The sequence below is a fragment of the Micromonospora sp. NPDC051296 genome (assembly GCF_040682255.1).
In the GTDB taxonomy this organism is placed as follows: Bacteria; Actinomycetota; Actinomycetes; order Mycobacteriales; family Micromonosporaceae; genus Micromonospora; species Micromonospora craterilacus.
In genome coordinates this window covers 1-23483 of record NZ_JBFBAO010000019.1, presented here as the reverse complement: position 1 = coordinate 23483, position 23483 = coordinate 1, and the positions used below count along the sequence as shown (strand labels likewise).

The 23483-nt window shown below is 73.5% G+C and carries 15 protein-coding genes; 7 read left to right on the top strand and 8 right to left on the bottom strand.

The features are described 5' to 3' along the window. Positions 1 to 688 precede the first annotated feature (688 nt). A complete protein-coding gene (locus AB0M52_RS03920) occupies positions 689 to 3268 on the bottom strand; it encodes a bifunctional FO biosynthesis protein CofGH (RefSeq protein WP_363948543.1) in 2580 nt (859 codons plus the stop codon). Positions 3269 to 3341: 73 nt separating this feature from the next. Further along, positions 3342 to 4289 carry a hypothetical protein gene (locus tag AB0M52_RS03915; protein WP_363948540.1) on the bottom strand — a complete coding sequence of 316 codons (948 nt, stop codon included), beginning with the start codon at positions 4287 to 4289 and terminating at the stop codon, positions 3342 to 3344. Between the two features lie 97 nt (positions 4290 to 4386). Between AB0M52_RS03915 and cofD the strand changes: the two genes are divergently transcribed. Both cofD and AB0M52_RS03905 read left to right on the top strand, forming a co-directional pair. Beyond that, entirely contained in the window at positions 4387 to 5334 is a 948-nt protein-coding gene (cofD, locus tag AB0M52_RS03910; RefSeq protein WP_363948537.1) for a 2-phospho-L-lactate transferase, read from the top strand. Continuing rightward, the gene (locus AB0M52_RS03905) at positions 5331 to 6419 is read left to right on the top strand and encodes a coenzyme F420-0:L-glutamate ligase (protein WP_363948534.1); all 1089 of its coding nucleotides are present in this window, start codon (positions 5331 to 5333) and stop codon (positions 6417 to 6419) included. The genes cofD and AB0M52_RS03905 overlap by 4 nt, the downstream gene beginning before the upstream one ends. Positions 6420 to 6429: 10 nt before the next feature. Here AB0M52_RS03905 and AB0M52_RS03900 read toward each other — a convergent pair whose 3' ends face one another. Further along, a complete protein-coding gene (locus tag AB0M52_RS03900; RefSeq protein WP_363948531.1) occupies positions 6430 to 7419 on the bottom strand; it encodes a winged helix-turn-helix domain-containing protein in 990 nt (329 codons plus the stop codon). A gap of 391 nt (positions 7420 to 7810) precedes the next feature. On the opposite strand from AB0M52_RS03900, the gene AB0M52_RS03895 reads away from it, so the two are divergent. Beyond that, positions 7811 to 8371, top strand: a complete 561-nt coding sequence (locus tag AB0M52_RS03895) for an NUDIX hydrolase (RefSeq protein WP_363948529.1) — start codon at positions 7811 to 7813, stop codon at positions 8369 to 8371. Here AB0M52_RS03895 and AB0M52_RS03890 read toward each other — a convergent pair. Further along, positions 8340 to 9431, bottom strand: coding sequence for a sugar phosphate nucleotidyltransferase (locus AB0M52_RS03890; protein WP_363948526.1), 1092 nt, complete (start codon positions 9429 to 9431; stop codon positions 8340 to 8342). The genes AB0M52_RS03895 and AB0M52_RS03890 overlap by 32 nt on opposite strands. A gap of 48 nt (positions 9432 to 9479) precedes the next feature. After that, entirely contained in the window at positions 9480 to 10625 is a 1146-nt protein-coding gene (locus AB0M52_RS03885; RefSeq protein WP_363948524.1) for a glycosyltransferase family 1 protein, read from the bottom strand. A gap of 151 nt (positions 10626 to 10776) precedes the next feature. Between AB0M52_RS03885 and AB0M52_RS03880 the strand changes: the two genes are divergently transcribed. Then, positions 10777 to 11466 (top strand): TIGR03089 family protein, encoded by a 690-nt coding sequence (locus AB0M52_RS03880; RefSeq protein ID WP_363948521.1) that lies wholly within the window; start codon positions 10777 to 10779, stop codon positions 11464 to 11466. 26 nt (positions 11467 to 11492) lie between these two features. Here the strand turns inward: AB0M52_RS03880 and AB0M52_RS03875 are convergent, their stop codons facing one another. Both AB0M52_RS03875 and AB0M52_RS03870 read right to left on the bottom strand, forming a co-directional pair. Continuing rightward, positions 11493 to 13463 (bottom strand): acetoacetate--CoA ligase, encoded by a 1971-nt coding sequence (locus AB0M52_RS03875; protein WP_363948518.1) that lies wholly within the window; start codon positions 13461 to 13463, stop codon positions 11493 to 11495. Positions 13464 to 13691: 228 nt separating this feature from the next. Beyond that, positions 13692 to 14210, bottom strand: a complete 519-nt coding sequence (locus AB0M52_RS03870; RefSeq protein WP_363948515.1) for a hotdog domain-containing protein — start codon at positions 14208 to 14210, stop codon at positions 13692 to 13694. A gap of 23 nt (positions 14211 to 14233) precedes the next feature. On the opposite strand from AB0M52_RS03870, the gene AB0M52_RS03865 reads away from it, so the two are divergent. Then, a complete protein-coding gene (locus AB0M52_RS03865) occupies positions 14234 to 14887 on the top strand; it encodes a hypothetical protein (RefSeq protein ID WP_363948513.1) in 654 nt (217 codons plus the stop codon). Between the two features lie 100 nt (positions 14888 to 14987). On the opposite strand, the gene AB0M52_RS03860 is transcribed toward AB0M52_RS03865, so the two are convergent. Further along, on the bottom strand, positions 14988 to 16151 hold the full coding sequence (locus AB0M52_RS03860) for an acyl-CoA dehydrogenase family protein (protein WP_363948510.1): 1164 nt from the start codon (positions 16149 to 16151) through the stop codon (positions 14988 to 14990). Between the two features lie 251 nt (positions 16152 to 16402). On the opposite strand from AB0M52_RS03860, the gene AB0M52_RS03855 reads away from it, so the two are divergent. Both AB0M52_RS03855 and AB0M52_RS03850 read left to right on the top strand, forming a co-directional pair. After that, positions 16403 to 17830, top strand: a complete 1428-nt coding sequence (locus tag AB0M52_RS03855) for a UDP-glucose/GDP-mannose dehydrogenase family protein (protein WP_363948507.1) — start codon at positions 16403 to 16405, stop codon at positions 17828 to 17830. Between the two features lie 182 nt (positions 17831 to 18012). Then, on the top strand, positions 18013 to 22917 hold the full coding sequence (locus AB0M52_RS03850) for a permease (RefSeq protein ID WP_363948504.1): 4905 nt from the start codon (positions 18013 to 18015) through the stop codon (positions 22915 to 22917). Positions 22918 to 23483 lie beyond the last annotated feature (566 nt).

The window sequence follows — 23483 nt, the reverse complement described above, 5'->3', positions numbered from 1 at the left end:
CGCCGCTGCAACCCCCCACGCGAAAGGCGTGCTTGTCCGTCCGGTCCCGTTTTTGTGCGTTCCGTGCGAACAACCCCATTCAAATTACACGCGTGTAATACGTGCGCCGTCAAGCCAAACTTGATAATGGAGTCGCCCTCCCGACACGCGCACCCGGACTGCCGTCCGGACCACCCGGTCTCGCCCTGCCCTATCGATTCAGACCCCGGCCGAGTAACGCCCTTCCCGGCGAGTTGCCCGAGTTTTCTCCCGTGGCGGGCGGCGCGCCGCAGGGGCGACGGGCCCTGCGGCGGCCCCAGGAAGGCCACTCGGCAAGATCGATTGATCTTGAGCCGCAAGGTTAACGCGACTTCGCCACCCCCGCCCGCCGCGCGGGTCAATGAGGACCGCACACCGTCCACGATGTGGACGGGACGCGGTGGTCGGGATGCCCGGCAGGGTCAGTCGACAGGCGGAGGTTTGCTGGTGGGCCAGACGAACTTGGCGACCGCACCGCCGGCCACGGCGACCGCACCAACCGGCGCGTCGTCGTCCCACCAGACGGTATAGCGGCCCGCGGGAGGCGGCTGCGGAGCCACCCGGATCGAGGACGACGGTGGCGGTCCCCGCGAGGGGTGCCGGCGGCGGTCCTCGCCGCTACCGCCGCCGGCATCCACAGGTACGGCCGGCGGCGGGCGAAGGTTCGACGTCAGGCGCCGATGTGACCGTACGCAGTCGTCCGCCTACGCGCCGGCCGGCCCGCCGTTGCCGCGATGGCCCGCAATTGCTCCTCGGTACGCGCCGACCCGTTGCCCGAGCCGGCCATCCGCGAGATGGTCTCCTCCATCAGCGTGCCGCCCAGGTCGTTGCAGCCGCTGCGGAGCATCTCGGCGGTGCCCGCGTCGCCCAGCTTCACCCAGGAGCACTGGATGTTGTCGATCCGGCCGTGCAGCAGCATCCGGGCCATCGCGTGCACCACCCGGTTCTCCCGCCAGGTCGGCCCGGGCCGGGCGATGCCGGCCAAGTAGATCGGGGCGTTGGTGTGCACGAACGGCAGCGCCACGAACTCGGTGAACCCGCCGGTTCGGTCCTGCACTCCGGCCAGCACTCGGAAGTGCGCCAGCCATTGTCCAGGGTGGTCGACGTGGCCGTACATCATCGTGGAGCTGGACCGGATACCCAGCTCGTGGGCCGTGCTCACCACCTCGACCCAGGCGGCGGCCGGGAGCTTGCCCTTGGTCAGCACCCAGCGCACCTCGTCGTCGAGGATCTCCGCCGCGGTGCCCGGGATGGTGTCCAGCCCCGCCTCGCGCAGCCCGGTCAGCCAGTCCCGCACCGACACGCCGGCCTTGGCGGCGGCGGTGACGATCTCCATCGGTGAGAAGGCATGGACGTGCATCTCCGGCACCCGCGCCTTGATCGCCCGGACCAGGTCGGCGTAGATGGTCACCGGCAGCTTCGGGTCGATGCCGCCCTGCAGGCAGACCTCGCTGGCGCCCGCGTCCCACGCCTCCCGCGCCCGGTCGGCGACCTGCTCCACCGACAGCCGGTACGCGTCGGCGTCGCGTTCCCGCTGCGCGAACGCGCAGAACCGGCAGCCCACGTAGCAGACGTTGGTGAAGTTGATGTTGCGGTTGACCACGTAGGTGACGTCGTCGCCGACGGCCTCCCGGCGCAGCGCGTCGGCGGTGCGGCAGAGTTCGTCCAGCGCCGGGCCGTCCGCGCCGAACAGCGCCAGCGCGGCGTCGGCGTGCCGAGGTTCGAGCAGCGCCGCCGGGTTGTCGGCGGCCAGCCGCAGCCCGGCCCGTAGGTCGGCGTCACCGGCCCCCGCGCTCACCCCCCGGCCGACCCCGGCCGGCTGGCCCGCGTCCGCCGCCGGGCCGTCGCCGGTGCCCACTCGCGCCGGCGGTACGGCGGCCTTCGCGGCCACCTCCGACCAGTCGCCGTAGACGTGGTCGAAGTCGCCCCGCCGGTCCTCGCTGCGCCCCGTGGTGTCGATGGTGACGTGCAGGTCGGTGCGCCCGCCGTACGTCTCGTCGGGCTCCTGCCACGGCCGGCCCACCGGCCGGGCCGACTCCACGGCCAGCCCGGTCTCCGGATCGGCCAACGCGCCGACGTGCGGCAGCAGGCGCGGATCCAGCCAGGGCTCGCCGGCCCGGACGTACTCCGGGTAGATGGTCAGCCGCTCCCGCAGCGTGAACCCGGCCGCGGCGGTACGCGCGGCCAGTTCGTCGAGCTGCGGCCAGGGACGCTCCGGGTTGACATGGTCCGGGGTCACCGGGGACACCCCGCCCCAGTCGTCGATGCCGGCCCGCAGCAGCAGGTCGTACTCACCGGCGATCAGGTTCGGCGGCGCCTGGATGCGGGCCTTCGGACCGAGCAGTACCCGGGCCACCGCCACGGTGGCGGCGAGGTCGTGCAGCTCCGCGTCGGGCATGCCGCGCATCGCCGTGTCCGGCTTGGCGCGGAAGTTCTGCACGATCACCTCCTGGAGGTGGCCGTACTCCCGCTGCGCCCGCCGCATCGCGAAGATCGCGTCCACCCGCTCGGCGTGGGTCTCGCCGATGCCGATCAGGATGCCCGTGGTGAACGGGACGCCGACCCGGCCGGCGTCGTCGAGCACCCGCAACCGCACCGCCGGTTCCTTGTCCGGCGAGCCGTAGTGCGGGCCGCCCGGCTCGGACCACAGCCGGGTCGCGGTGGTCTCCAGCATCATCCCCATGCTGGGCGCGACCGGCTTCAGCCGTTGCAGCTCCGACCAGGAGAGCACGCCCGGGTTCAGGTGCGGCAGCAGGCCGGTCTCCTCCAGCACGGCAACGGCACAGGCGCGCAGGTAGTCCAGGGTGGACTCGTAGCCCCGCTCGTCCAGCCACTGCCGGGCCGCCGGCCAGCGCTGCTCCGGCCGGTCACCGAGGGTGAATAGCGCCTCTTTGCAGCCCTGGGCGGCACCGGCCCGGGCGATGGCGAGGACCTCGTCGCGGTCGAGAAAGGCCGCTGGCAACCGGTGCGGCACGGTGGCGAAGGTGCAGTAGTGGCAACGGTCCCGGCACAACCGGGTCAGCGGGATGAAGACCTTCTTCGAGTACGTCACCACGCCGGGACGGCCGGCGTCACGCAGGCCGGCGTCACGGATCGCCCCGGCGATGCCGAGCAGTTCCTCCAGGGTCGCGCCCCGGGCAGACAGCAGTGCGGACGCCTCGTCGACGTCGAGCGCCCGCCCGGCGGCGGCCCGGCGCAACGCCCGCCGTACGCCCGCCTCGCCCGGTGCGGACTCGCTCCGATCAACCATCCGCTCAGCCTATGCGCTGCCGCCCGGTGCACACTGCGCCGTGGGCAACCACACGCGGTGCGGCGAGTGCCGATCAGGCGCGGTTCTCGCCCGGGTCGATACGTTGGGTGCGGTCGGCGTCGCCGGCGGGCCGCGGGATCGCCTGGGTCGGGTCGGCGCCCTGACGCGGGATGGTCTGGGTCGGATCGGCCGAGGCGGGCTGCCCGAACGGCGGCGCGGACGGTGCCGCCGACTGCGGCGGCACGGCCGGCTGGCCGTGCGGCGGCCAGGTGTGTGGGGCCGAGGACGGTCCCCCGGCCGAGGCGGGCGCCTGGCCCGCCACCGGCCACCCGGCGGGCTGGCCGGCACCGGGGGAACCACCGGTCTGCCCGGGGCTCGGGTAGCCGCCGGCCTGACCGGCACCGTAGCCACCGGGCTGGTCACCAGCCGACCATCCGCCCGACTGGCCCACCGTCGGCCACCCGCCACCCGGGCCGCCCGGCTGGGGCCAACCCGGCTGCGGGGTGCCGTACACGCCGGGCTGCGGCTTCGGCCGGGGCACGTGGTAAAGCCGCTGCCAGACCGTCCACACCACGTACGCCGCGATCCCGAACAGCGCCACCCAGGCGGCCCGGGCGAGCATGCCCGTCATGGCGTCGAAGACCTGGGCCTCGGCCAGCCGGCCGACCAGCCAGATCAGCAGCGTCAGTCCACCGAGCACGGCACTGGCCGCGTACTCGCCGAGCGCCACCTGCGTGATCAGTTTCGCCCTCGGCACGACGGGGGCCACATGGGTCGCCAGCAGCACGGCCAGCACCGGCAGGACGATCGCCTCCACTCCGACGAACGCGAAGAACGAGTTGCCGGCGCGCCCGGTCACCGTGCTGTAGGGACCCTGCGGCGCGAGCAGCCGGATCAGCCCGACGAACAGGAAGATGGCGTTCGCGCCCAGGAGCACGATGGCGGCGAGTTCGCGCAGCGGCCGGGTCACCTGGCTGGCCGGGGTCGGGGCGTTGGGCGGCGGCTCGGCGGGGCTGGTCACGAACTCTCCCTGGGACGAAAGCGGACAGATGCCGACGTGAGCCTAGTCTCTGCGGGCGGCGCGACGCCGAAGGCGTCACGTAGGCGAGGATGGGCGAATGCGCATCGTGGTTCTGACCGGGGGAATCGGCGGTGCCCGGTTCCTGCTCGGGGTGCGGGCGTACGCCCGCGAGGTGGGCGCCGAGGTGACCGCGGTGGTCAACGTCGGCGACGACCTGCGCCTGCACGGGCTCCGGGTCTGCCCGGACCTGGACAGTGTGATGTACACCCTCGGCGGGGGCGCCGATCCGGAGCGGGGCTGGGGCCGGGTCGGCGAGAGCTGGACGGTCAAGTCCGAGCTGGCCGCGTACGGCGCCGAGCCGAGCTGGTTCGGGCTGGGCGACAAGGACCTCGCCACCCATCTGGTCCGCACCACCATGCTGGACGCGGGCTATCCGCTGCACCAGGTCACCGAGGCGTTGGCGACCCGCTGGCAGCCCGGCGTACGCCTGCTGCCGGCGACCGACGACCGCCTGGAGACGCACGCGATCATTGATATCGACGGCGGCCAGCGGGCGATCCACTTCCAGGAGTGGTGGGTGCGGCACCGGGCGCAGGTCCCGACCCACCGGTTCGTCTTCGTCGGCGCGGACGCGGCGAAGCCGGCACCCGGCGTGACGGAGGCGATCGCCGGAGCCGACGTGGTCCTGCTCGCGCCGAGCAACCCGGTGGTCAGCATCGCGCCGATCCTGGCCGTGCCGGGTCTGCGGGATGCGGTGACGGACGGGCCCGCCCCGGTGGTGGGCGTGTCTCCGATCATCGGCGGCGCGCCGGTACGGGGCATGGCGGATCGCTGCCTGTCCGTGCTCGGTGTCGAGTGCAGCGCCGCCGGGGTCGGCCGGCTCTACGGGAGCCGTGCCACCGGCGGCCTGCTGGACGGCTGGCTGGTCGCCGAGGAGGACGCGGAGACGGTGGTGCCGGACGTGACCGTCCGCGCGGTGCCGTTGCGGATGACCGACGAGGCGGCGACGACGGCGATGGTCCGTGCCGCGGTGGAGTTGACGTGAGGCTGGAGATCCTGCCGGTGCCCGGCATCGGCCACGTGACCGAGGGCGACGACCTGGCGGCGCTGATCGGGGCCGCGGCGCCCTGGCTGCGCGACGGCGACGTGCTGGTGGTGACCAGCAAGATCGTCTCCAAGGCGGAGGGGCGGCTGGTGGACGTTCCGGCCGACGGCCCGGACCGGCAGGCCGCCCGGGACGAGGTGCTCGCGGCGGAGACCGTGCGGGTGGTGGCGACCCGGGGCGCGACCCAGATCGTGCAGACCCGGCACGGCTTCGTGATGGCCTCGGCCGGGATCGACGCCTCCAACGTCGACAAGACCCGGCTGGTGCTGCTCCCCGAGGATCCGGACGCCTCGGCACGGGCACTGCGCGCCGGCCTGCACGAGCGGTACGGGGTGGACGTGGCCGTGATCGTCAGCGACACCATGGGCCGACCCTGGCGCAACGGGCTCACCGACGTGGCCCTCGGTGTCGCCGGGATGGACGCCATCCGCGATCACCGGGGCGAGGTCGACCCGTACGGCAACGAGCTGGTGCTGACCCAGATGGCGGTGGTCGACGAGCTGGCCGGGGCGGGCGAACTGATCAAGGGCAAGTGCGACCAGATGCCGGTGGCGGTGATCCGCGGCTACCTGACCGGGCCGCTGCCGGGCGACGGCGAGGGGGCGCGGGTCATGGTCCGGGACGCCTCGATGGACCTGTTCTCGCTCGGCACCGCCGAGGCGAGGGCGGCCGGCTTCGCCGCCGCCGCCACGCTGCCGGACCAGCCCGGTAGCGCCGCACCCGATCCGGCGGCGGTCGGCCGGGCGATCGTTGCGGTTGCCGGCGTGGTCGCTCCCGGCACGATCTTCACCCAGGTCACCGATGACGACGTACGCGCCGGCCTGGTCGCCACCGTGCCCGGTTGGCCGGCCGACGCCACCACCCTGGTGCTCTGCTCCCCGCCCACCCCGGTGGGACCGGTCCAGCTGGTCCGCTTCGGCGCGGACGTCCAACGCCTCCGCACCGCCCTCGCCGCGCAGGACATCCCCTCCCAACTCCTGCCCCCACCCACCGCCACCACCGCCGCCGCCACCCTCGCCCTCTGATCGCTCTCCCTCAGGGGGTGAGGATGGCGCGGCCCAGGGGGGTGAGGGTGTGCAGGACGGTGTTGCGGTCGCGGTGGCTGACCAGCAGACCGGCGTTCCGCAGCACGGTGGCGTGCTGGCTGGCCGCGGCCGGCGAGATGCGCAACCTGCGGGCCAGTTCCCCGGTGCTGCAACCGTCCTCGGTGGTGGCCAGCACCGCCGCGCGGGTGCGCCCGAGCAGCGCGGCCAGCGCCTCCCGCCCCGCGCCGGACGCCCCCGCTCCGTCCGAGGCCAGCCCGCCCAGCCGGTCCACCGGGTAGACCAGCACCGGCGGCAGCTTCGGGTCGAGCAGCGCGACCGGCGTGTCCGCGCAGAAGAACGACGGCACCAGCAGCAGGCCGCGCCCCTGCAGGTGCAGCTCGCGGCTGCGCGGATAGTTGGGGATCTCCAGCACGCCCGACTCCCACCGCGCACCCGGGCGCAGGCTGGTCAGCAGCCCCTGGATGCCATCGTCGAGGACAGCCCGCGCCCGCCGCGCCCGGTCGGCCTCCACCGCCGCCTGAACCCCGGCCCAGTACGGGCCGAGGGCCAGCTCACGGTAGCGACCGATGGTCGTGGTCAGGTGCTCCAACGCCGCCGGCTCGCCCCGGGCGAGGGCGGCCGCGGCAGCGGGCAGGCTTCGACCGCCGGCGAGCAGCGTCAGGTCGCGGTGCAGCAGTTCGGCGGGAGTACGCCGCAACGCCTCCATCCCGGCCTCGAACCCGTCCACGCTCTCGTACGGGGTGAGGAAGTCCGGGAAGTAGCCACGCGGCGGGCTCAACGCGAACAGCAACCGCAGGCTGTCGGTGTCCTCCTGCCGGCGCAGGTCGCGCATGACCTCGCGCCGCCAGCCGGCCAGCAGCGGGTCCCGGCTGCGCCCGGGCAACAGGTGCAGGCTCAGCACCACTTCCCAGACCGGATCGGCCGCCGGAGCCACGCGGGTCCGGAGGATGTCCTCGCCGGAGAAATGGATCTTCAGCATGGAACGACTCCCCGTCGCCCGGCTGGGGGCGCGCCCGGCGACCCTCCGCACTCTACCCGGGCCGGATCAGCCTCGGCCTGTTAAGCCTCAGCTGAAACACCTCGACGCCCGCCGGTCGGGTCCGCCATGCTTCCCCGTGCCACCAGGGCGACGCACGTCGGACGTGCCCAGCCTCGGGGCGCCCGGGGACGGGGACGGTCGACCGGGCGGCACCACACGAGGGTCTGCGGCTCACGAATTCCGCAGGGGGTGCCGCCCGCTCGTCGAGCCCGCCCGGCCGCGCCAGAATCCCCCACCTCCCACCCGTACCCTGTGCGGTGATGGAAGGAAGGGCCCCTTGTTAACGCCTCGTGTAGTAAAAGGGCCCCCTCTTAACAACGAGGGCGGCTGGGTGGCGCTGCACGCCGACGCGCTGGCACTGCTCGCCGACTGGGCGCCGACCAGCCCGGACGCCGCAACCGCCCGCGACCGTACGCTCGACCTGCTGACCGCCGGTCCGGCCGCGATGGGCCGCGAGCACCGGGCCGGTCACGTCACCGCCAGCGCGCTGGTGTTCGACGCGACCGGCTCCCGGGTGCTGCTCTGCCTGCACGGCAAGTTCCACAAATGGGTGCAGCTCGGCGGGCATTGCGAACCGGGCGACCGGACGCTGGCCGCGGCGGCGCTGCGCGAGGCCACCGAGGAGTCGGGCATCGCCGGCCTGCGGGTGGATCCGGTGCCGATCGACGTGGACGTGCACCCGGTGGGCTGCCAGGGCGGGTCGCTGCACCACGACGTCCGGTTCGCCGTGTTCGCCCCGCCCGGGGCGGTGGAACGGGTCAGCGCGGAGTCCGAGGCACTGGGCTGGTTCCCGCCGGACCAGCTGCCACATCCGCTGGCCGGCGGGACGGCCCGGCTCGTCACACCGGGACTGGCAGCCTTCAGACGAGCTTGTCCTCGCCCCGCTCCTTGAGCTCGTCGACGATCGCCTTGACGTCCTGGGCCCGGTCGCGGGGGCAGACCAGCAACGCGTCCGGGGTGTCGACCACGATGAGATCGCGTACGCCGACGCTGGCCACCAGCCGCCCGGACTGCGGCACCACCACCATGCCGCTGCTGTCCCGCAGCAGCACCTCGGCCTTCGCGTCCACCCCGAGCACCACGTTGCCGTCGGCGTCCGCCGGCAACACCTCACCGAGGGTGTGGAAGTCACCCACGTCGTTCCACTGGAAATCGCCCGGCACGGTCGCCACCCGCCCGGCGCTCGCCGCGCCCTCCATCACCGCGTAGTCGACCGAGATCTTCGGCAGCGTCGGCCAGACCGCGCCGAGCACGTCGTCCTGCTCGTCGGTGCCCCACACCGCCGCGATGGCGGTGACCCCGGTGTGCAGGGCGGGCTGCTGGCGGGCCAGCTCGGCGAGGAACGCGGACACCCGCCAGACGAACATGCCGGCGTTCCAGAGATAGCGGCCGGATCGCAGGTACGCCTCGGCGACCTCCGCGCTCGGCTTCTCCTTGAACTCGATGACCGGGCGCATCGGGCCGTCGCCGACCGGGTCGCCGGTCTGGAGGTACCCGTATCCGGTCTCCGGCCGGGTCGGCGTGATCCCGACGGTCATCAGCAGCCCCTGCTCCGCACCCCGGACCGCCTCCTGGACGGTGGTGACCCACCGCTGCGGGTCGCCGATCAGGTGGTCGGCGGCGAACGAACCCATGACCGCGTCCGGATCCCGTACGGCGATCACCGCCGCGGCCAGCGCGATGGCGGCGCAGGAGTCCCTCGGCGAGGGCTCGACCAGGATGTTCTCCTCCGGCAGACCGGTCAGTTGGCGGGCCACGGCCGCCGCGTGGGCCGCGCCGGTGACCACCATGGTGTGCTCCGGGGTGGTCAGCGGTGTCAGCCGCTCCACCGTCGCCTGGAGCAGCGACGCCGATGTACCGGTGAACGGATGGAGAAACTTGGGGTGGCCGGCGCGGGACAGCGGCCACAGCCTTGTGCCGCTGCCACCCGCCGGAATGACGACATAGATCACTAGGACATCATGCCCGAACCGCCCGGACCGGGCCCCCCGGTTGCGGCGTCAGGCCCGCGCCCGGGACCAGGCCGCGATGTGCACCTCGGCGCTGGACTCCCAGGTGAACTCCTTGGCCCGGTCGAAGCCGGCCTTGGCCAGCGACAGCCGGCGCGGCTCGTCGTCGAGCAGCGCGCCCAGGTCGGTGGCGATCTGGTCCGGATCCTCGCTGGTGTAGGCGACTGCGTCGCCACCCACCTCCGGCAGCGACAGCCGGGGCGTGGTGAGCACCGGAGCGGCGCACGCCATCGCCTCCAGGATCGGCAAACCGAAGCCCTCCCCGTACGACGGGTAGGCGGCCACCAGGGCACCGCCGAGGAAACCGGGCAGGTCGGCGTAGCGAAGGTAACCGGGACGCAGCAGCCGCAGGTGCGACGGCACCTCGGCCACCGCGCGGTCGATGTCGTCGTCGTGACCCTGGCCGCCGGCCACCACGAGCGCCGGCGGGTCCTGCCGGTCGGCCACCGCCCGGGCCCAGCCACGGATCAGGTTCGGCACGTTCTTGCGTGGCTCCTTGGCACCGAGGAACGCCACGTAGCTGCTGCCGCCGAGGCCCAGCCGGGCGCGCACCCGGGCCTTCTCCTCGTCACCCGGGGCGTGGAAGGCGGCGTGGTCCACGCCGTGGTAGGCCACGTCGATCCGGGTCGGGTCGGCGTCCAGCAGTCGGATCAGCTCGTCGCGGGTCGCCTTGCTGGGCACGATCACCCGGTCGGCGCGGCGCAGCGAGGTCTTGATGGCGCTGCGGAAGAACGTCCGCCGGGACTTGTCGTAGTGCTCCGGCTCGGTGAAGAAGGTCGCGTCGTGCACGGTCACCGTGACCGGGCAGCCGGCCCGCAACGGGCAGGTGTAGAAGGGCGAGTGCAGCACTTCCGCGCCGACCTGCTGGGCCAGCAGTGGCAGGCCGGTCTGCTCCCAGGCGAGCCGGGCGGGCCGGTGCGCGACGGCGGCGGGCGCGGGGATGATCTCCGCGCCGGGCAGCATCCTGCGGTAACGCTCCAGGTCGGTGCGGAGGCTGACCACGACCAGATCCACCGCCGACCCGCACACCTTGCCGAGGGCACCGAGCAGTCCGTCGACGTATCTACCGACGCCGCCGCGGTCGGCGGGGACACTCGTGGCGTCGATGAGCACACGGGGCGGGCGACCGGCGGTCACGGGGCGACTCCTTGCACTGGCGGGGCTGTGGGGAACGACACTCCGGGCAAGCCTACGCCGGAGCCGGGTACGGACGCTGACTGCGACCCGACGGTACGCCGACTTGTCGCTGTCATCGAGTACGGCCGGCAGGCGCGTATCGTTCGCGCCGATGGCCGACAACATTGCCCGGGTGTTCGCCGACGCGATCGCGTCCGACCCGACCCGACCGCTGCTGACCTGGTACGACGATGCCACCGGCGAACGCACTGAACTCTCCGGCGCGACGCTGGCGAACTGGGTGGCCAAGACGGCCAACCTGCTCGTCGACGAACTGGCCCTCGGCCCCGGAGACACTGCGGGGGTGCTGCTCCCGCCGCACTGGCAGACCGCGGCGGTGCTGCTCGGCTGCTGGTCGGCCGGGCTGACCGTGCACCACGGGCCGGGCGAGGTGGATGTGCTCTTCGCCGCCGCGGACCGGGTCGCCGAGTCCGAAGCCTGGTCGGCCGGCGACCGGTACGCGCTCGCGCTGCAGCCGTTCGCGCTGCCGCTGCGGGAGGTGCCGGCCGGCTTCGCCGACTACGTGACCGAGGTCCGCGCCCACGGCGACCACTTCGGGGCGTACCCGCCGGGCGGCCCGGCCCATGCCGCGCTGCGCACCCGGGCGACTGCCCGCGCCGCGGAGCTGGGCATCAAGCCGGGCGACCGCGTCCTGATCGACGTGGACGCCCTGCCCGACCCGATCGACTGGCTGCTGGCCCCGCTCGCCGCTCACGCCACCCTGGTGCTGTGCGCCCACCCCGACCCGACCCGCCTGCCCGACCGCCAAGCCGCGGAAAAGGTCACCCTCCCCCTCCCCTGACCCTCGCGGTGCGAGGGCGGGGCGGGCTAGGGGGTGGGGCGGGTCTGGGCGAGGGTGACGAAGGCCGTCAGGGATTCGGGGTTGGCCAGGGCACCCTTGGCCGCGGCCTGGTCGACGGGGGTGCCGGTGAGGATCTTCTTGACCGGGACCTCCAACTTCTTGGACGACAGGGTCCGCGGGACGGCGCGGACCTGGTGAATCTCATCGGGCACGTGCCGGGGAGACAGGGCGGTACGCAGCTCGCGGCAGATCTTCTTCCGTAGCTCGTCGTCCAGCGTCAAGCCCTCGGCGAGCACCACGAACAGCAGCAGTTCGCCGGCACCACCCTCGTCGTCCTCCAGGTGCACCACCACCGAGTCGACGACCTCGTCCAGCCCCTCCACCACCGAGTAGAACTCGGCGGTGCCCAGCCGCACGCCGCCCCGGTTGAGGGTGGCGTCGGAGCGGCCGGTGATCACACAACCGCCACGGGAGTTGATGGTGATCCAGTCGCCGTGCCGCCACACCCCCGGGTAGACGTCGAAGTACGCCTCCCGGTAGCGGACCCCGTCCGGGTCGTTCCAGAAGCCCACCGGCATGCTCGGCATCGGCTCGGTGATCACCAGCTCGCCCAGTTGGCCGATGACGGGAGTGCCCTCGGGTGACCGGGCCTCCACCTTGGCACCCAGGGCGCGGCAGGTGATCTCCCCGGCGTGCACCGGCAGCAGCGGCACCCCGCCGACGAAGCCGGTGCACACGTCGGTGCCGCCGGACAGCGACTGAAGCTGGAGGTCGGTGCCGACCGTGTCGTACACCCAGGTGAAGCCCTCGGCGGGCAGCGGCGCACCGGTCGAGCCGACCCCGCGCAGCGCGGACAGGTCGGCGATCTCCCGTGGCACCAGGCCCGCCTTGCGGCAGGCCAGCAGGAACGGTGCCGAGGTGCCGAAGTACGTGGTGCCGGTCTCCGCGGCCAGCCGCCACAGCGCACCCAGGTCAGGGTGGCCGGGGTTGCCGTCGAACAGCACGATCGCCGCGCCCACCGCCGGCCCGGAGACCAGGAAGTTCCACATCATCCAGCCGGTGGTGGTGAACCAGAAGAAGCGGTCGGCCGGGCCCAGGTCGTGGTGCAGGGCGAGCATCTTCAGATGTTCCAGCAGGATGCCGCCGTGGCCGTGCACGATCGGCTTGGGCAGGCCGGTGGTGCCGGAGGAGTAGAGCACGTACAGCGGGTGGTCGAACGGCACCGGGGTGAAGCCCAGCGGCTCGTCGGTCTCCGCCGCCAGGTCGGCCCAGGAGATCGCGCCCTCGAATGGTGCCGCCGCCGGGTCGAGGTAGGAGACGCTCACGGTGTGCCGCAGCGACGGCAGCGCGGCCCGGATCGCGGCCACCTCGGCGCGCCGGTCCACCGGCTTGTCGCCGTAGCGGTAGCCGTCCACGGCCACCAGCACCTTCGGCTCGATCTGCTGCCACCGGTCGGTGACGCTGCGGGTGCCGAACTCCGGCGCGCAGGAGGAGAAGATCGCCCCGAGGCTCGCCGTGGCCAGCAGCAGCACGTACGTCTCGGGGATGTTCGGCGCGTACGCGGCCACCCGGTCGCCGGTGCCGACACCGAGCCGGCGCAGCCCGGCGGCCACCCGGCGGACCTGCTCGCGCAGCTGCGCGGCGGTCAGCACCACCGGCGCGCGGGTCTGCGCGTGTGCGACAACCACCGGGTCGTCGTCGCCCTTGCCGGGCATCCGCAGCACGTTCTCGGCGTAGTTGAGCGTGGCGCCGGGGAACCAGCGGGCACCCGGCATTCCCCGCCCGGTCAGGGTAGCGGTCGGCGGGGTGTGCGCGACGACCTCGAAGTGGTCCCAGATCGAGCGCCAGAAGGTTTCCAGGTCGGTGACGGACCATTGCCACAGCGCGTCGTAGTCGGCGAACTCCAGCCCGCGGTGCTCGGCCAGCCAGCGCAGGTACGCCCCGATCCGCGACCGCTGGAGCACGTCCGCCGGCGGCGTCCACAGCACGTCAGTCACTGATCCACTCCTCCCCTGGCCCGGCACGACGCTGTGCGGTGGGCCGTGGCGCCATCTTGCCCTACCTAGAAGCGTCATTCTCCGCAGCCAACCCCGGCCGGCGCATGTGCCCACCCCACACGCCCCACCCCCGACCGGTGTGTGGGCGCCGGTAAGGAGGGGCCCCTTCTTAACGCCTCCGGTAGTAGAGGGGCCCCTTCTTAACGCGGGCACGGCTGGGCACGCGACTCACTGCGCGCGGTGGGCCTGGATGGCGCGACGGCGGGCCAGCCGGTGGGCCCGCCGGATCTCCGCCTCCCGCCAGCGACGTTCGTCCTCCGTGGTCTCGGGCAGCACCGGCCGCACCGGCCGTGGCGCCCCGCCCACCTCGACGCCGACGAAGACGAGGTACGCGGTGGCCACCCGCACCGGCGCGTCCTCGGCCGAGTCCCAGCGCTCGGCCATCACCCGTACGCCGACCTCCATCGAGGTCTGCCCGGTCCAGTTCACCTGGGCGTACGCGTGCACCAGGTCGCCCACCCGGACCGCCTCGGAGAAGACGATCTCGTCGATCGCGGCGGTGACCGCCGTACCGCCGCTGTGCCGGGCCGCCGCGGCCCCGGCGACATCGTCGACGAACTTCATCAGGACCCCGCCGTGCACGGTTCCGTAGAGGTTGACGTCGACGGCGGTCATGATCCGGCTGAGCGTTACCCGGGAGTACGACGTCGGCTTGCCCGCTGGGGTGGCGGAGGGGTGCTCGGTCATGTCGGAAACGGTACGGTGCGCGGATGCGACATCTGTGGAGCTTCCTCGCCGGGCTGGTGGTGGCGCCGGTCACCTGGGTGCTGGTCACCCTCGGGCAGGACGGGTCGGCCAGCACCGTCAACCGGTGGGTGGAGATCGGCACTTCCAACACGGCCAACCTCATCGAACCGGCCGTCTACCTCGCTGTCGGCGGCATCGTGCTGGGCCTGCTCGGCACGCTGCGCGTCTCACCGCTCGGTCCGCTGGTGGCCGGGCTGCTCCTGATCACCCCGTACGTCGGACTGTTCGTGACGCCGTTTCAGGTGCGCGACCGCATCCCGGGCGGCTGGGAGTTCCTCGGCGACCCGCTGCCCCTGCGGTTGCCGGTGGAGAACGGCACGCTCTTCCTGATCGGCCTGCTGCTGCTGATGGCGACGTTCAGCGGGCAGCGTTGGCGGCCCTGGCCGCGGCCGGTCACCGGACCGGCGCCGGTGGCGGCGGAAACCCCGACGCAGGAACTGAACCTGTCCGACTGGCCGCCGGCCGACTCGGCGGAACGGGAAACCGCTCCGCCGAGCCTGGGCTACCCCGACCCGGACCCGACGCCGACCGAGCCGCTGCCCCGGCGTACCGACAACGCCTCGCCCTGGTCGGCGCCGCCGGGCAGCCTGTCCCGGCGCGACGACGCCACCAACTGACCCGACGGAGATCCACCGGTCGTCACCCGCCCGGCAGGCGCCGAGTGGGTGACGACCGGGCGGGATGACGACCAGGCTGGGTGACGACCGTCAGAGGGTCTCAGCCCTTGAGCAGTTGGCGGGCCATCACGATGCGCTGCACCTGGTTGGTGCCCTCGTAGATCTGGGTGATCTTGGCGTCGCGCATCATCCGCTCGACCGGGTAGTCCCGGGTGTACCCGTAACCACCGAGCAGCTGCACCGCGTCGGTGGTGATCTCCATGGCGGCGTCCGAGGCGAAGCACTTGGCCGCCGCGCCGAAGTAGGTGAGATCGGCGTCGCCCCGCTCGGACCGGCCGGCCGCGGCGTACGTCAGCTGCCGGGCCGCCTCCAGCTTCATGCCCATGTCGGCGAGCATGAACTGGACACCCTGGAACTCGGCGACCGCCTTGCCGAACTGCTTGCGTTCGGCGACGTACCCCTTGGCGTAGTCGAGCGCGCCCTGGGCGATGCCGACGGCCTGCGCGGCGATGGTGACCCGGGTGTGGTCCAGGGTCTTCATCGCGGTGCCGAAGCCGGTGCCCTCGGCGCCGATCATCCGGTCCGCCGGGATCCGTACGCCGTCCAGGTAGACCTCGCGGGTCGGTGAGCCCTTGATGCCGAGCTTCTTCTCCGGCGCGCCGAAGCTGACCCCCGGGTCGGACTTCTCGACCACGAAGGCGGAGATGCCCCGGGACCGGGCGTCGGGGTCGGTCACCGCGAAGACGGTGTAGAACTCGGAGACACCAGCGTTGGTGATCCACCGCTTGACGCCGTTGAGCACCCAGTGATCACCGTCACGCACCGCCCGGGTGGTCATCGACGCCGCGTCGCTGCCGGCCTCCGGCTCGGAGAGGCAGTACGAGAACATCCCCTCGCCGGCGGCGACCGGGGTCAGGTAGCGGCGCTTGAGCTCGTCCGAACCGGCCAGCAGGAGCGGCATGGTGCCCAGCTTGTTCACCGCCGGGATGAGCGAGGACGAGGCGCAGGCCCGCGCCACCTCCTCGATCACGATCGCGGTGGCCAACGCGTCCGCCCCGGCGCCGCCGTACTCGACCGGGATGTGCGAGGCGTGGAAATCGGCGGCGCGCAACGCGTCGTACGACGCCTTCGGGAACTCACCGGTCTCATCCGCCTCAGCGGCGTGCGGGGCCACCTTCGCCGCACAGACCTCACGGACCGCGTCCCGGATCGCCTCATGCTCCTCGGGCAACCGATACACGTCGAACGACTGTTCTGCGGCCATGCCGGCCCTCCCCTTCACCACTATCATGCGGAGTCTGTAGCGTCACCTGGGCGCCCAGCACGCAGACTGAAGGATAACGGCCACAGTTCAGGTGTTGTTACCGGTGCGTAGGCTCGGCCGCTGGCGGAGCACCGACGCCGCTCGGCGATGATGGAAGACAGACAGAGAACCACTCTCACCGGCGCCCCGCCAGGCGCCGCAGCGGAACGCGACGCGACCACGCGGCGCCAGTGCGAGCGGAGAAGACAGGCGTGACGATCCCGTACCCGAACACCCAGCCGATGCCCGGCATCGCCGCGGTGACCCCTCCCTCGGGTGCCGCCCGCCCCCGGGTGACCTTCCTGGGCACCGGCTACCTCGGCGCGACCTACGCCATCTGCTACGCCGAACTCGGCTACGAGGTACTCGGGTTCGACGTCGACGCGGACAAGATCGCCAAACTCAACGCCGGCAAGGTGCCAATCCACGAGCCCGGCCTCGACGAGCTGCTCCGGCGCAACCTGGCCGCCGGGCGGCTGCGGTTCAGCACCGACATCGCCGAGACCGCCGACTTCGGTGACGTGCACTTCATCTGCGTCGGCACCCCGCAGCGCGCCGACGGGATGGGCGCCGACCTGTCGTACGTCGAGGCGTCGGTCACCAGCCTGGCCCAGCACCTGACCCGCAAGGCGCTGATCGTCGGCAAGTCCACCGTCCCGGTCGGCACCGCCGAGTGGGTGGAGCAGCTGGTCGGCAAGCACACCCCGACCGACCTCGGCGTCGAGGTGGCCTGGAGCCCCGAGTTCCTCCAGGAGGGCTTCGCCGTCGACGACGTACTGCGTCCGAACCGGATCGTGGTCGGCGTCAAGAGCGAGTGGGCCAACGGCATGCTGTACGCGGCGCACAAGGGCGTGTTCGACCTGGCCGCCACCGAGGACCGCGAGGTGCCCCTGGTGGTCACCGACTTCGCCACCGCCGAGTTGGTCAAGGTCGCCGCGAACGCCTTCCTGGCCACCAAGATCTCCTTCATCAACGCGATGGCCGAGGTCTGCGAGGCCTCCGGCGGCGACGTCACCCAGCTCGCCAAGGCCATCGGCTACGACCCCCGCATCGGCAACCGCTTCCTCCAGGCCGGCCTCGGCTTCGGCGGCGCCTGCCTGCCCAAGGACATCCGCGCCTTCCAGGCCCGGGCCCAGGAGCTCGGTGCCGGCGAGGCACTGCGCTTCCTGCACGAGGTCGACCTGATCAACCTGCGTCGCCGCACCCGGGTCCTGCAACTCGCCGCCGACCTGCTCGGCCGCCGCTCCGGGCCGGCCGGCCCGGACCTGTCCGGCACCCGGATCGCGGTGCTCGGCGCGACCTTCAAGCCCAACACCGACGACGTCCGGGACGCGCCCGCCCTCGCCGTCGCGGCGCTGCTGCACAAGGCCGGCGCCGACGTGCACGTCTACGACCCCCAGGGCATGGAGAACGCCCGCCGGGCGGTACCAGAGCTGACCTACGAGCCCGACATGACCGGGGCGGTGACCGACGTCGACCTGGTCTGCGTGCTCACCGAGTGGGCGGATTTCCGCAACGCCGACCCGACCGTCCTCGGTGAGCTGGTCGCGGGTCGACGGGTGGTCGACGCCCGGAACTGCCTCGACTCGGCACTGTGGACGCAGGCCGGTTGGGAGTACCGCGGCCTGGGCCGGCCCTGAGTGTGCGGCCGGATTTCCTGACTTCGCCGAGCCGCCGCGATCGGCCTGACGCCGAAGTCGACTGGTTTGCGCGGTGCTGTCCTGCCTCCCGGCGTACCTGACCCGCCGACAACGGTCGAATTCCTGGCCCGCATTGGGCATGCTGCGACAGTGGGAATCCACAGTGCGGGTGGAGGGGTGTCGTGGCGACCTTTCAGTGCTCCTCGTGCGGCCGGGAGATCAAGCCGGCGGTGCGCTGCCCGCACTGCGGCGCCCACCAGCCACAGTGGGCCGAGCACCTGGCGGAGATCGAAAAGTCCATCGCGGAGATGAAGGCCCGCGAGGCCGCCATCGCCAGCGAGCAGCGGAAGCTCGCCGCCAAGATGCAGGCCGCGCTCTTTCAGCGGGACATCCTCGCGCACGCCGGCAACACCGGTGACGAGCGCACCAGACAGGCCGCCCGCCCCCGCCGCGTGCTGCGGCGCCGACCGTCGCGCCAACCTCCGGCCGACGGCGCGGCGCCGCCCCGGGTGCCCCGGCAGGGCGCCACCGCCGGTACGGAGGATCCGCCGCCGCCACCACCGGTCGCCCCGGTCTGGCTGGACGCCGACGACCCCGAGCACCCGCCGGAGGCGTCCTCGCGGGAGGTCCAGAACATCCCCCTCGGCCTCGGCGCGCTGCTGCTCGGCGTCGCCGCGGTGGTCTTCGCCGTGGTCGCGACCAGCTCGATGGACGCGCTGGCCCGCCTCGGCATCCTGCTGCTCGCGACCGTGCTCATGCTGCTCGCCCCGCCGGTGCTGGCCAAGCGGGGGCTGACCTCCACCGCCGAGACCATCGCCGCGGTGGGCCTGCTCCTGATGCCGCTCGCCGGGTACGCGCTGTGGGCCGTGGACTGGATCGGCGCCGACGCCTCCGGCACGGTGTTCGCCGGGGTGATCTTCGCGGTCACCGCCGCCATCTCCGCCGGGTACGCCGGCTGGACCCGGCTGCGCGCCCCCCGGTTCGCCACCGTGCTGGCCGCCCAGCCGGTGGTGCCGCTGCTGGCGTACGACCGGATCACCGGCCCGGCCGGCTGGGCACTGGTACTCACCGTGGTGGCCGTGCTCGACCTCTGGTTGGCCCGCTCCCCGGTCACCGTGGAGCAGCCGCTCGCCGGCGAGGCGGCCCCGACCGCGGCGGGCCGGGTGAACGCACCCCGGCAGCGGCAGGCCGAGGGGCGGCCCGAGGGGGCGCCGGAGGAGGCCGGCGAACTGCTCGACCTCACCGCCGACGCCCAGGCGGCCCCACCGACCCGGCCGGTGCCGGGGCTGCGGGAGCTGACCTGGGCGCTGCACGGCGTCGCGGTCGCGGTCGGCCTCGCGTACGCGGTGACCGCCCTGCTGCGGACGAGCACCATGCCGGGCGCGACCGGCGCCGGCCTGGTGCTGCTGCTGGCCGCCACCGTCTGTCTGGCCGGGACGCTGCTGCTGCGGCGTCCCCCGCTGCCCGACATCGGCGCGGGTGTGCTCACCCTCGCCGTCATCGGCGCACTGGGCCGGATTGCCTCGGTGGCGCTGCCCGGGCGCTCGCTGCTGCTGATCGCGGCCGTCATCACGGTCACCGGCCTCGCGGTCCGCGCGGTGCCGGAGTCGGCCCGGCGCGGGCCGCAGCTGGCCGCCGCGGTGGCGTTGACGGTCAGCGGGGTGGTGGTCGCCGGCAGTGCCCTGCGCGCCGGGATCGCCCCGGTGCGGGCGGCCCTGCCGGCCTGGGCGGCGGACCTCGGCCGGTATCCGGCCGAACTGGCCGCCGCGGTGGGACCGGCCGCCTGGCAGCTCGCCGCCAGTGCCTTCCTGCTGACCGTGGCCGCGGTGCTGGCTCTGCCGCCGGAGATCCGCCGCGAGTTCGCGGTGACCGGCGCCGCGCTGACCGCCCTCGCCGTACCGGCCTCGTTCGGGTTGGCCTGGACGTTGGCGCCGTGGCCGATGGTGCTCACCGCGATCGGCATCGGGGCGATCGGGCTGTCCGCCCGCACCACCCGGGCGGCGCTGGCCCACGCGGTGGCCGCCGCCAGCGTCGGGCTGGCCGGCGCGGGCGCCGCCCTGGCCCGCCCGGCGCTGACCGCCGCCGTGCTGGTCACCCTCGTCGTGGCCGGTGCCCTGATCGCCGCCGCCCCCCGGATCCGGCTCGCCCCGGCCGCCGCGGACATCGTCTCGGCCTGGGCCGCCGGAGGTGCCGCCTTCGCGCTGCCCGGGGCGGTGGCCGCGTTCGTCGCCGCCACCCTGCCCACCGACGCCACGCCGACCCCGGGGAGCCTGCGCGAGGCGACCGTGCCGGTGCTGGCGGCCAGCTTCCTCGCCGTCTGCGCCACCCTCGGCTACGCCGCCGTCGTCCAGGTGTCCCAACGGCAGATCCCGGTGCCGTTGTCGGTGGGCACCGGCCTCGGCGCACTGGTGGTCGCCGCGGCCGGTTTCGGCGCACCGGGAGCCACCGTGGCCGACGCCTGGGTCGGTGCGCTGCTGCTGGTCTCCGCCGTGCTGCTCTTCCTGGCCCCGTCGATCGATGCCGGCCGCCGCTCCGACCTGACCCTGGACGGTTCCGACCTGGCCGCCGCCGCGGTGACCGCCGCCCTGGTCGCCACCCTGCTGCGGATCGGTGCGGTGCTCGCGCCGGGCGGGCAGCTCGCCGTCGCCGCCGCGCTGGTCCTGGTGGTCGCCGTCGCCGCGCGGGCGATGCCCGAGCAGTCGCGGCGCGGGCCCGTCCTCGGTCTCGCGGTCGGTGGCGTGCTGATCGGCCTGCTGGCCGGCTGGATGGCCCTGCGCGGTGGCGTCGGCGTCCTGGCCACCCCCGGCCCGATCTGGCACGGTGACCTGAGCGGCTGGCCGGCCGCGCCGACCGGTGGCCCGACCTGGCAGGGCCCGATCGCCCTGGTCCTGCTCGCGGCGGCCGCCGGCATCCTGCTACCGCCACCCTGGCGCTACGACGTGTCCGGCGTAGCGGTCGTGTTGGCCACCATCGGCGCTCCCGCCGCGTTCAACCTGCCGTGGTGGTCGCCGGTCCTGATCGGCGGCATGGTCGCCACCGTCTTCGGGATGGCCGCCGTCGCCTCCGCCGATCCCCGGGCCGCGCTGTCCCGGATCACGGTCGCCGGGGTGGTCGCGTTGCACGCGGCCGGCGCCGGCCTGGTACGACCGTGGACCACCGCGCTTGCCCTGGCCAGCATCGCGCTGATCGGCGCGGTGGTGGCGGCGCTGGCCCGCGCCACGGCCGGGCCGCTCGTCGAGGACATCCACACCGAGGGAATGCCGCCGCACCTGGCGCAGATCGGCGGCGCGGGCGTGGGAGCGGCGTTGCTGGCATTGCCGGGCGCCATGGCCACCCTGGCCGCCGAGTTCGGCCATTCGCCTCAGGTGGTGCTGACTGCCGGCCTGGCCGCGTCCAGCCTCGGCCTGGCCGCAGTGGCCGCCGCCCGCCGGCAGGTCCCGCAGTACCTGCCCTGGGCCAGCGCCGGTGTGGTCGGCGGGGCGACGGTCACCGCGCTGGCCGCGGTACCCATCGGCCTGCCGGTCGGCGTCTACGCCGCCGCGGCGGCCCTGCTCGGAGTGCTCGCCGAACTGGTCCGGGGCGCGACCGAGCCGCCGGCTGGCGCGGCGCATCCGGTCCGCCGCTGGTCGGTGCTGCTGGACGGGGCGCTGCGGCTGCCCGACGACGGTGCGCGGCGCCGGTGGCGGGTGAGCCCGGCCGCCGGTGCCCTGGCCGCCGCCGCGCTACCGACCATCCTGGCGCTGGTCTCCCTCACCCCGGCGCTGCTGGCGGCGCTGGTCGACCCGCATCGCACGCTGCAGAGGATCTGGCACGGGCCGCCACCGGAACTGCTCACCCCACCACCGGCCGCGGTCAACCCGACCCATGTGCTCACCGCGCTGCTGCTCACCGTGACGGCGGCACTTGCGGCCACCGGCTTCAGCGGCGGCCGACGGTCCCGGGCCGTGCCGGTGGTACTGCCCGGCGCCGCGGTGACCCTGTTGATCACTCCGGTCGCGCTCGGCGGCGGCTGGCCGACGAGCACCCTCTCGGCGCTGGCGGTGTTCACCATCTCGATGCTGGGGCTGGCCCTGACGCCACCCCCGTCCATCGAGGAGCGGGCCCGCTCGTTGCGGCTGGCCCGGGTGCTCGTCCTCGTGATCGGCCTGGCTGCCGGCGGGGCGGGCCTCGCGGGCAGCCTGGCCACCCGGGAGCTGACCCTGTTCACCCTCGGCGGCGCGGTCGGCGTCGGCGTGGTCGCCGCGCTGTCCGGCACCACCTCGCCGGCGCGCATCCTCGGCTGGCTGTTCGCCTCGCTGATGGCGCAACTCTTCGTACTCACCGCCGGTCTGGTGGCCGGGCTCGCCGCGGTCTGGTCGGCGTTCGGGGTGCTCGCAGTCGGCGCCGCGTTGCAGGTCGTCGCCGCCACCCTGCCCCGGCTGCGCCGCCCCGAGGCGCAGCGCGAGGCGGCGACGGTGGAATGGACCGGGTACGCGGCCGCCCTGATCGCGCTGGCTTTGGCCTTCGACTCGCCTCGACACATCGCCGCTCTGCTGGCCGCCTGGGGCGCGGTCCTCGGTCTCGCGGCGACCCGGCCCGGTCGCCGGCCGACCGAGCGGCGAATCCTGTTCTGGGCGGTGGTGGTCTGCGAGATCACCGCCTGGTGGATCCTGATGCGGGTCGCCCACGTGGCGCTGCCCGAGGCGTACACGCTGCCGTTCGCCGCGCTCGCGCTGCTGGTGGGCGTCCTGGAACTGCGCCAGCGGCCCGACCTGAGCAGTTGGGTGGCGTACGGGCCGGCGCTGGTGGCCGCCTTCGTACCCACCCTGGCGATCGTGCTGGCCACCGATTCGAGCACGCTGCGTCAGGTCCTGCTGCTGCTCGGCGCCGTCGCCGTACTGGTCTTCGGTTCGATGAGCCAGCAGCAGGCACCGGTGATCGTCGGCGCGGCGGTCACCGCCATCGCGGCGGTGCACGCGCTGTTCAGCCTCGGACCGTGGCTGGCGTTGATCCCGGTCGGCTTCCTGCTGCTGGTCCTCGGGGCCAGCAACGAACGCCGCCGCCGCGCTCAGGAACGCCTCCAGACCGCGTTACGCGGCATGCGATGAAGCGGAGGCTTGGGATCCCGGAGCCCCGGTGGCCGGACTGAGCCGGAGCATGTCTACCTCGTAGGCGTGATGTCACTCAGACATAATTATTTCTCAGTGACATCACCCGTTGGGGACAGATAACCCCCGCCTGCCGTTGACGGCTCTCGTTGCGTCCGCCGACGCGGTGCCGCACGGTCTCGTGTCCGGCGGAGGCCGCCCCATCCGGGCGTTATGTCCGGTATGCCCGGTCGGCCGGTCGGCTCGGGGGGGGGGAATCCTGGGCGGGTGGATGGCGTTGTAACCCGTGGCTGACCGAGCAGGACCGCCCCGCCCCGCCCGACCAGGGCGTGCGCCGCGACCGGCAGACCCCTGCGGGAATGACCCGCCCCGGTCAGTCGTTGAACACCGTCCCGGCGCCGCGAAGAGCCCATGAGCCCGCGAGCCCGCCGGCCAGATCCTTTCCCGCCGCTCGTTCAGCGCCACACGGCGCTGGTGCCGCACCGCCATCCCCCAGCCCCACCGGCAGGCGGCACCCAACCCCCCGGAACGGAGCTTCCACCATGAACACCACCCTGCGTAAGAGC

Excerpts from the sequence above, each read along its gene's own strand:
- AB0M52_RS03920 (WP_363948543.1), bottom strand. The coding sequence starts at position 3,268 with ATGGTTGATCGGAGCGAGTCCGCACCGGGCGAGGCGGGCGTACGGCGG.
- AB0M52_RS03865 (WP_363948513.1), top strand. The coding sequence starts at position 14,234 with ATGCGACATCTGTGGAGCTTCCTCGCCGGGCTGGTGGTGGCGCCGGTC.
- AB0M52_RS03900 (WP_363948531.1), bottom strand. The coding sequence starts at position 7,419 with ATGCTGAAGATCCATTTCTCCGGCGAGGACATCCTCCGGACCCGCGTG.
- cofD (WP_363948537.1), top strand. The coding sequence starts at position 4,387 with ATGCGCATCGTGGTTCTGACCGGGGGAATCGGCGGTGCCCGGTTCCTG.
- AB0M52_RS03880 (WP_363948521.1), top strand. The coding sequence starts at position 10,777 with ATGGCCGACAACATTGCCCGGGTGTTCGCCGACGCGATCGCGTCCGAC.
- AB0M52_RS03860 (WP_363948510.1), bottom strand. The coding sequence starts at position 16,151 with ATGGCCGCAGAACAGTCGTTCGACGTGTATCGGTTGCCCGAGGAGCAT.
- AB0M52_RS03870 (WP_363948515.1), bottom strand. The coding sequence starts at position 14,210 with ATGACCGAGCACCCCTCCGCCACCCCAGCGGGCAAGCCGACGTCGTAC.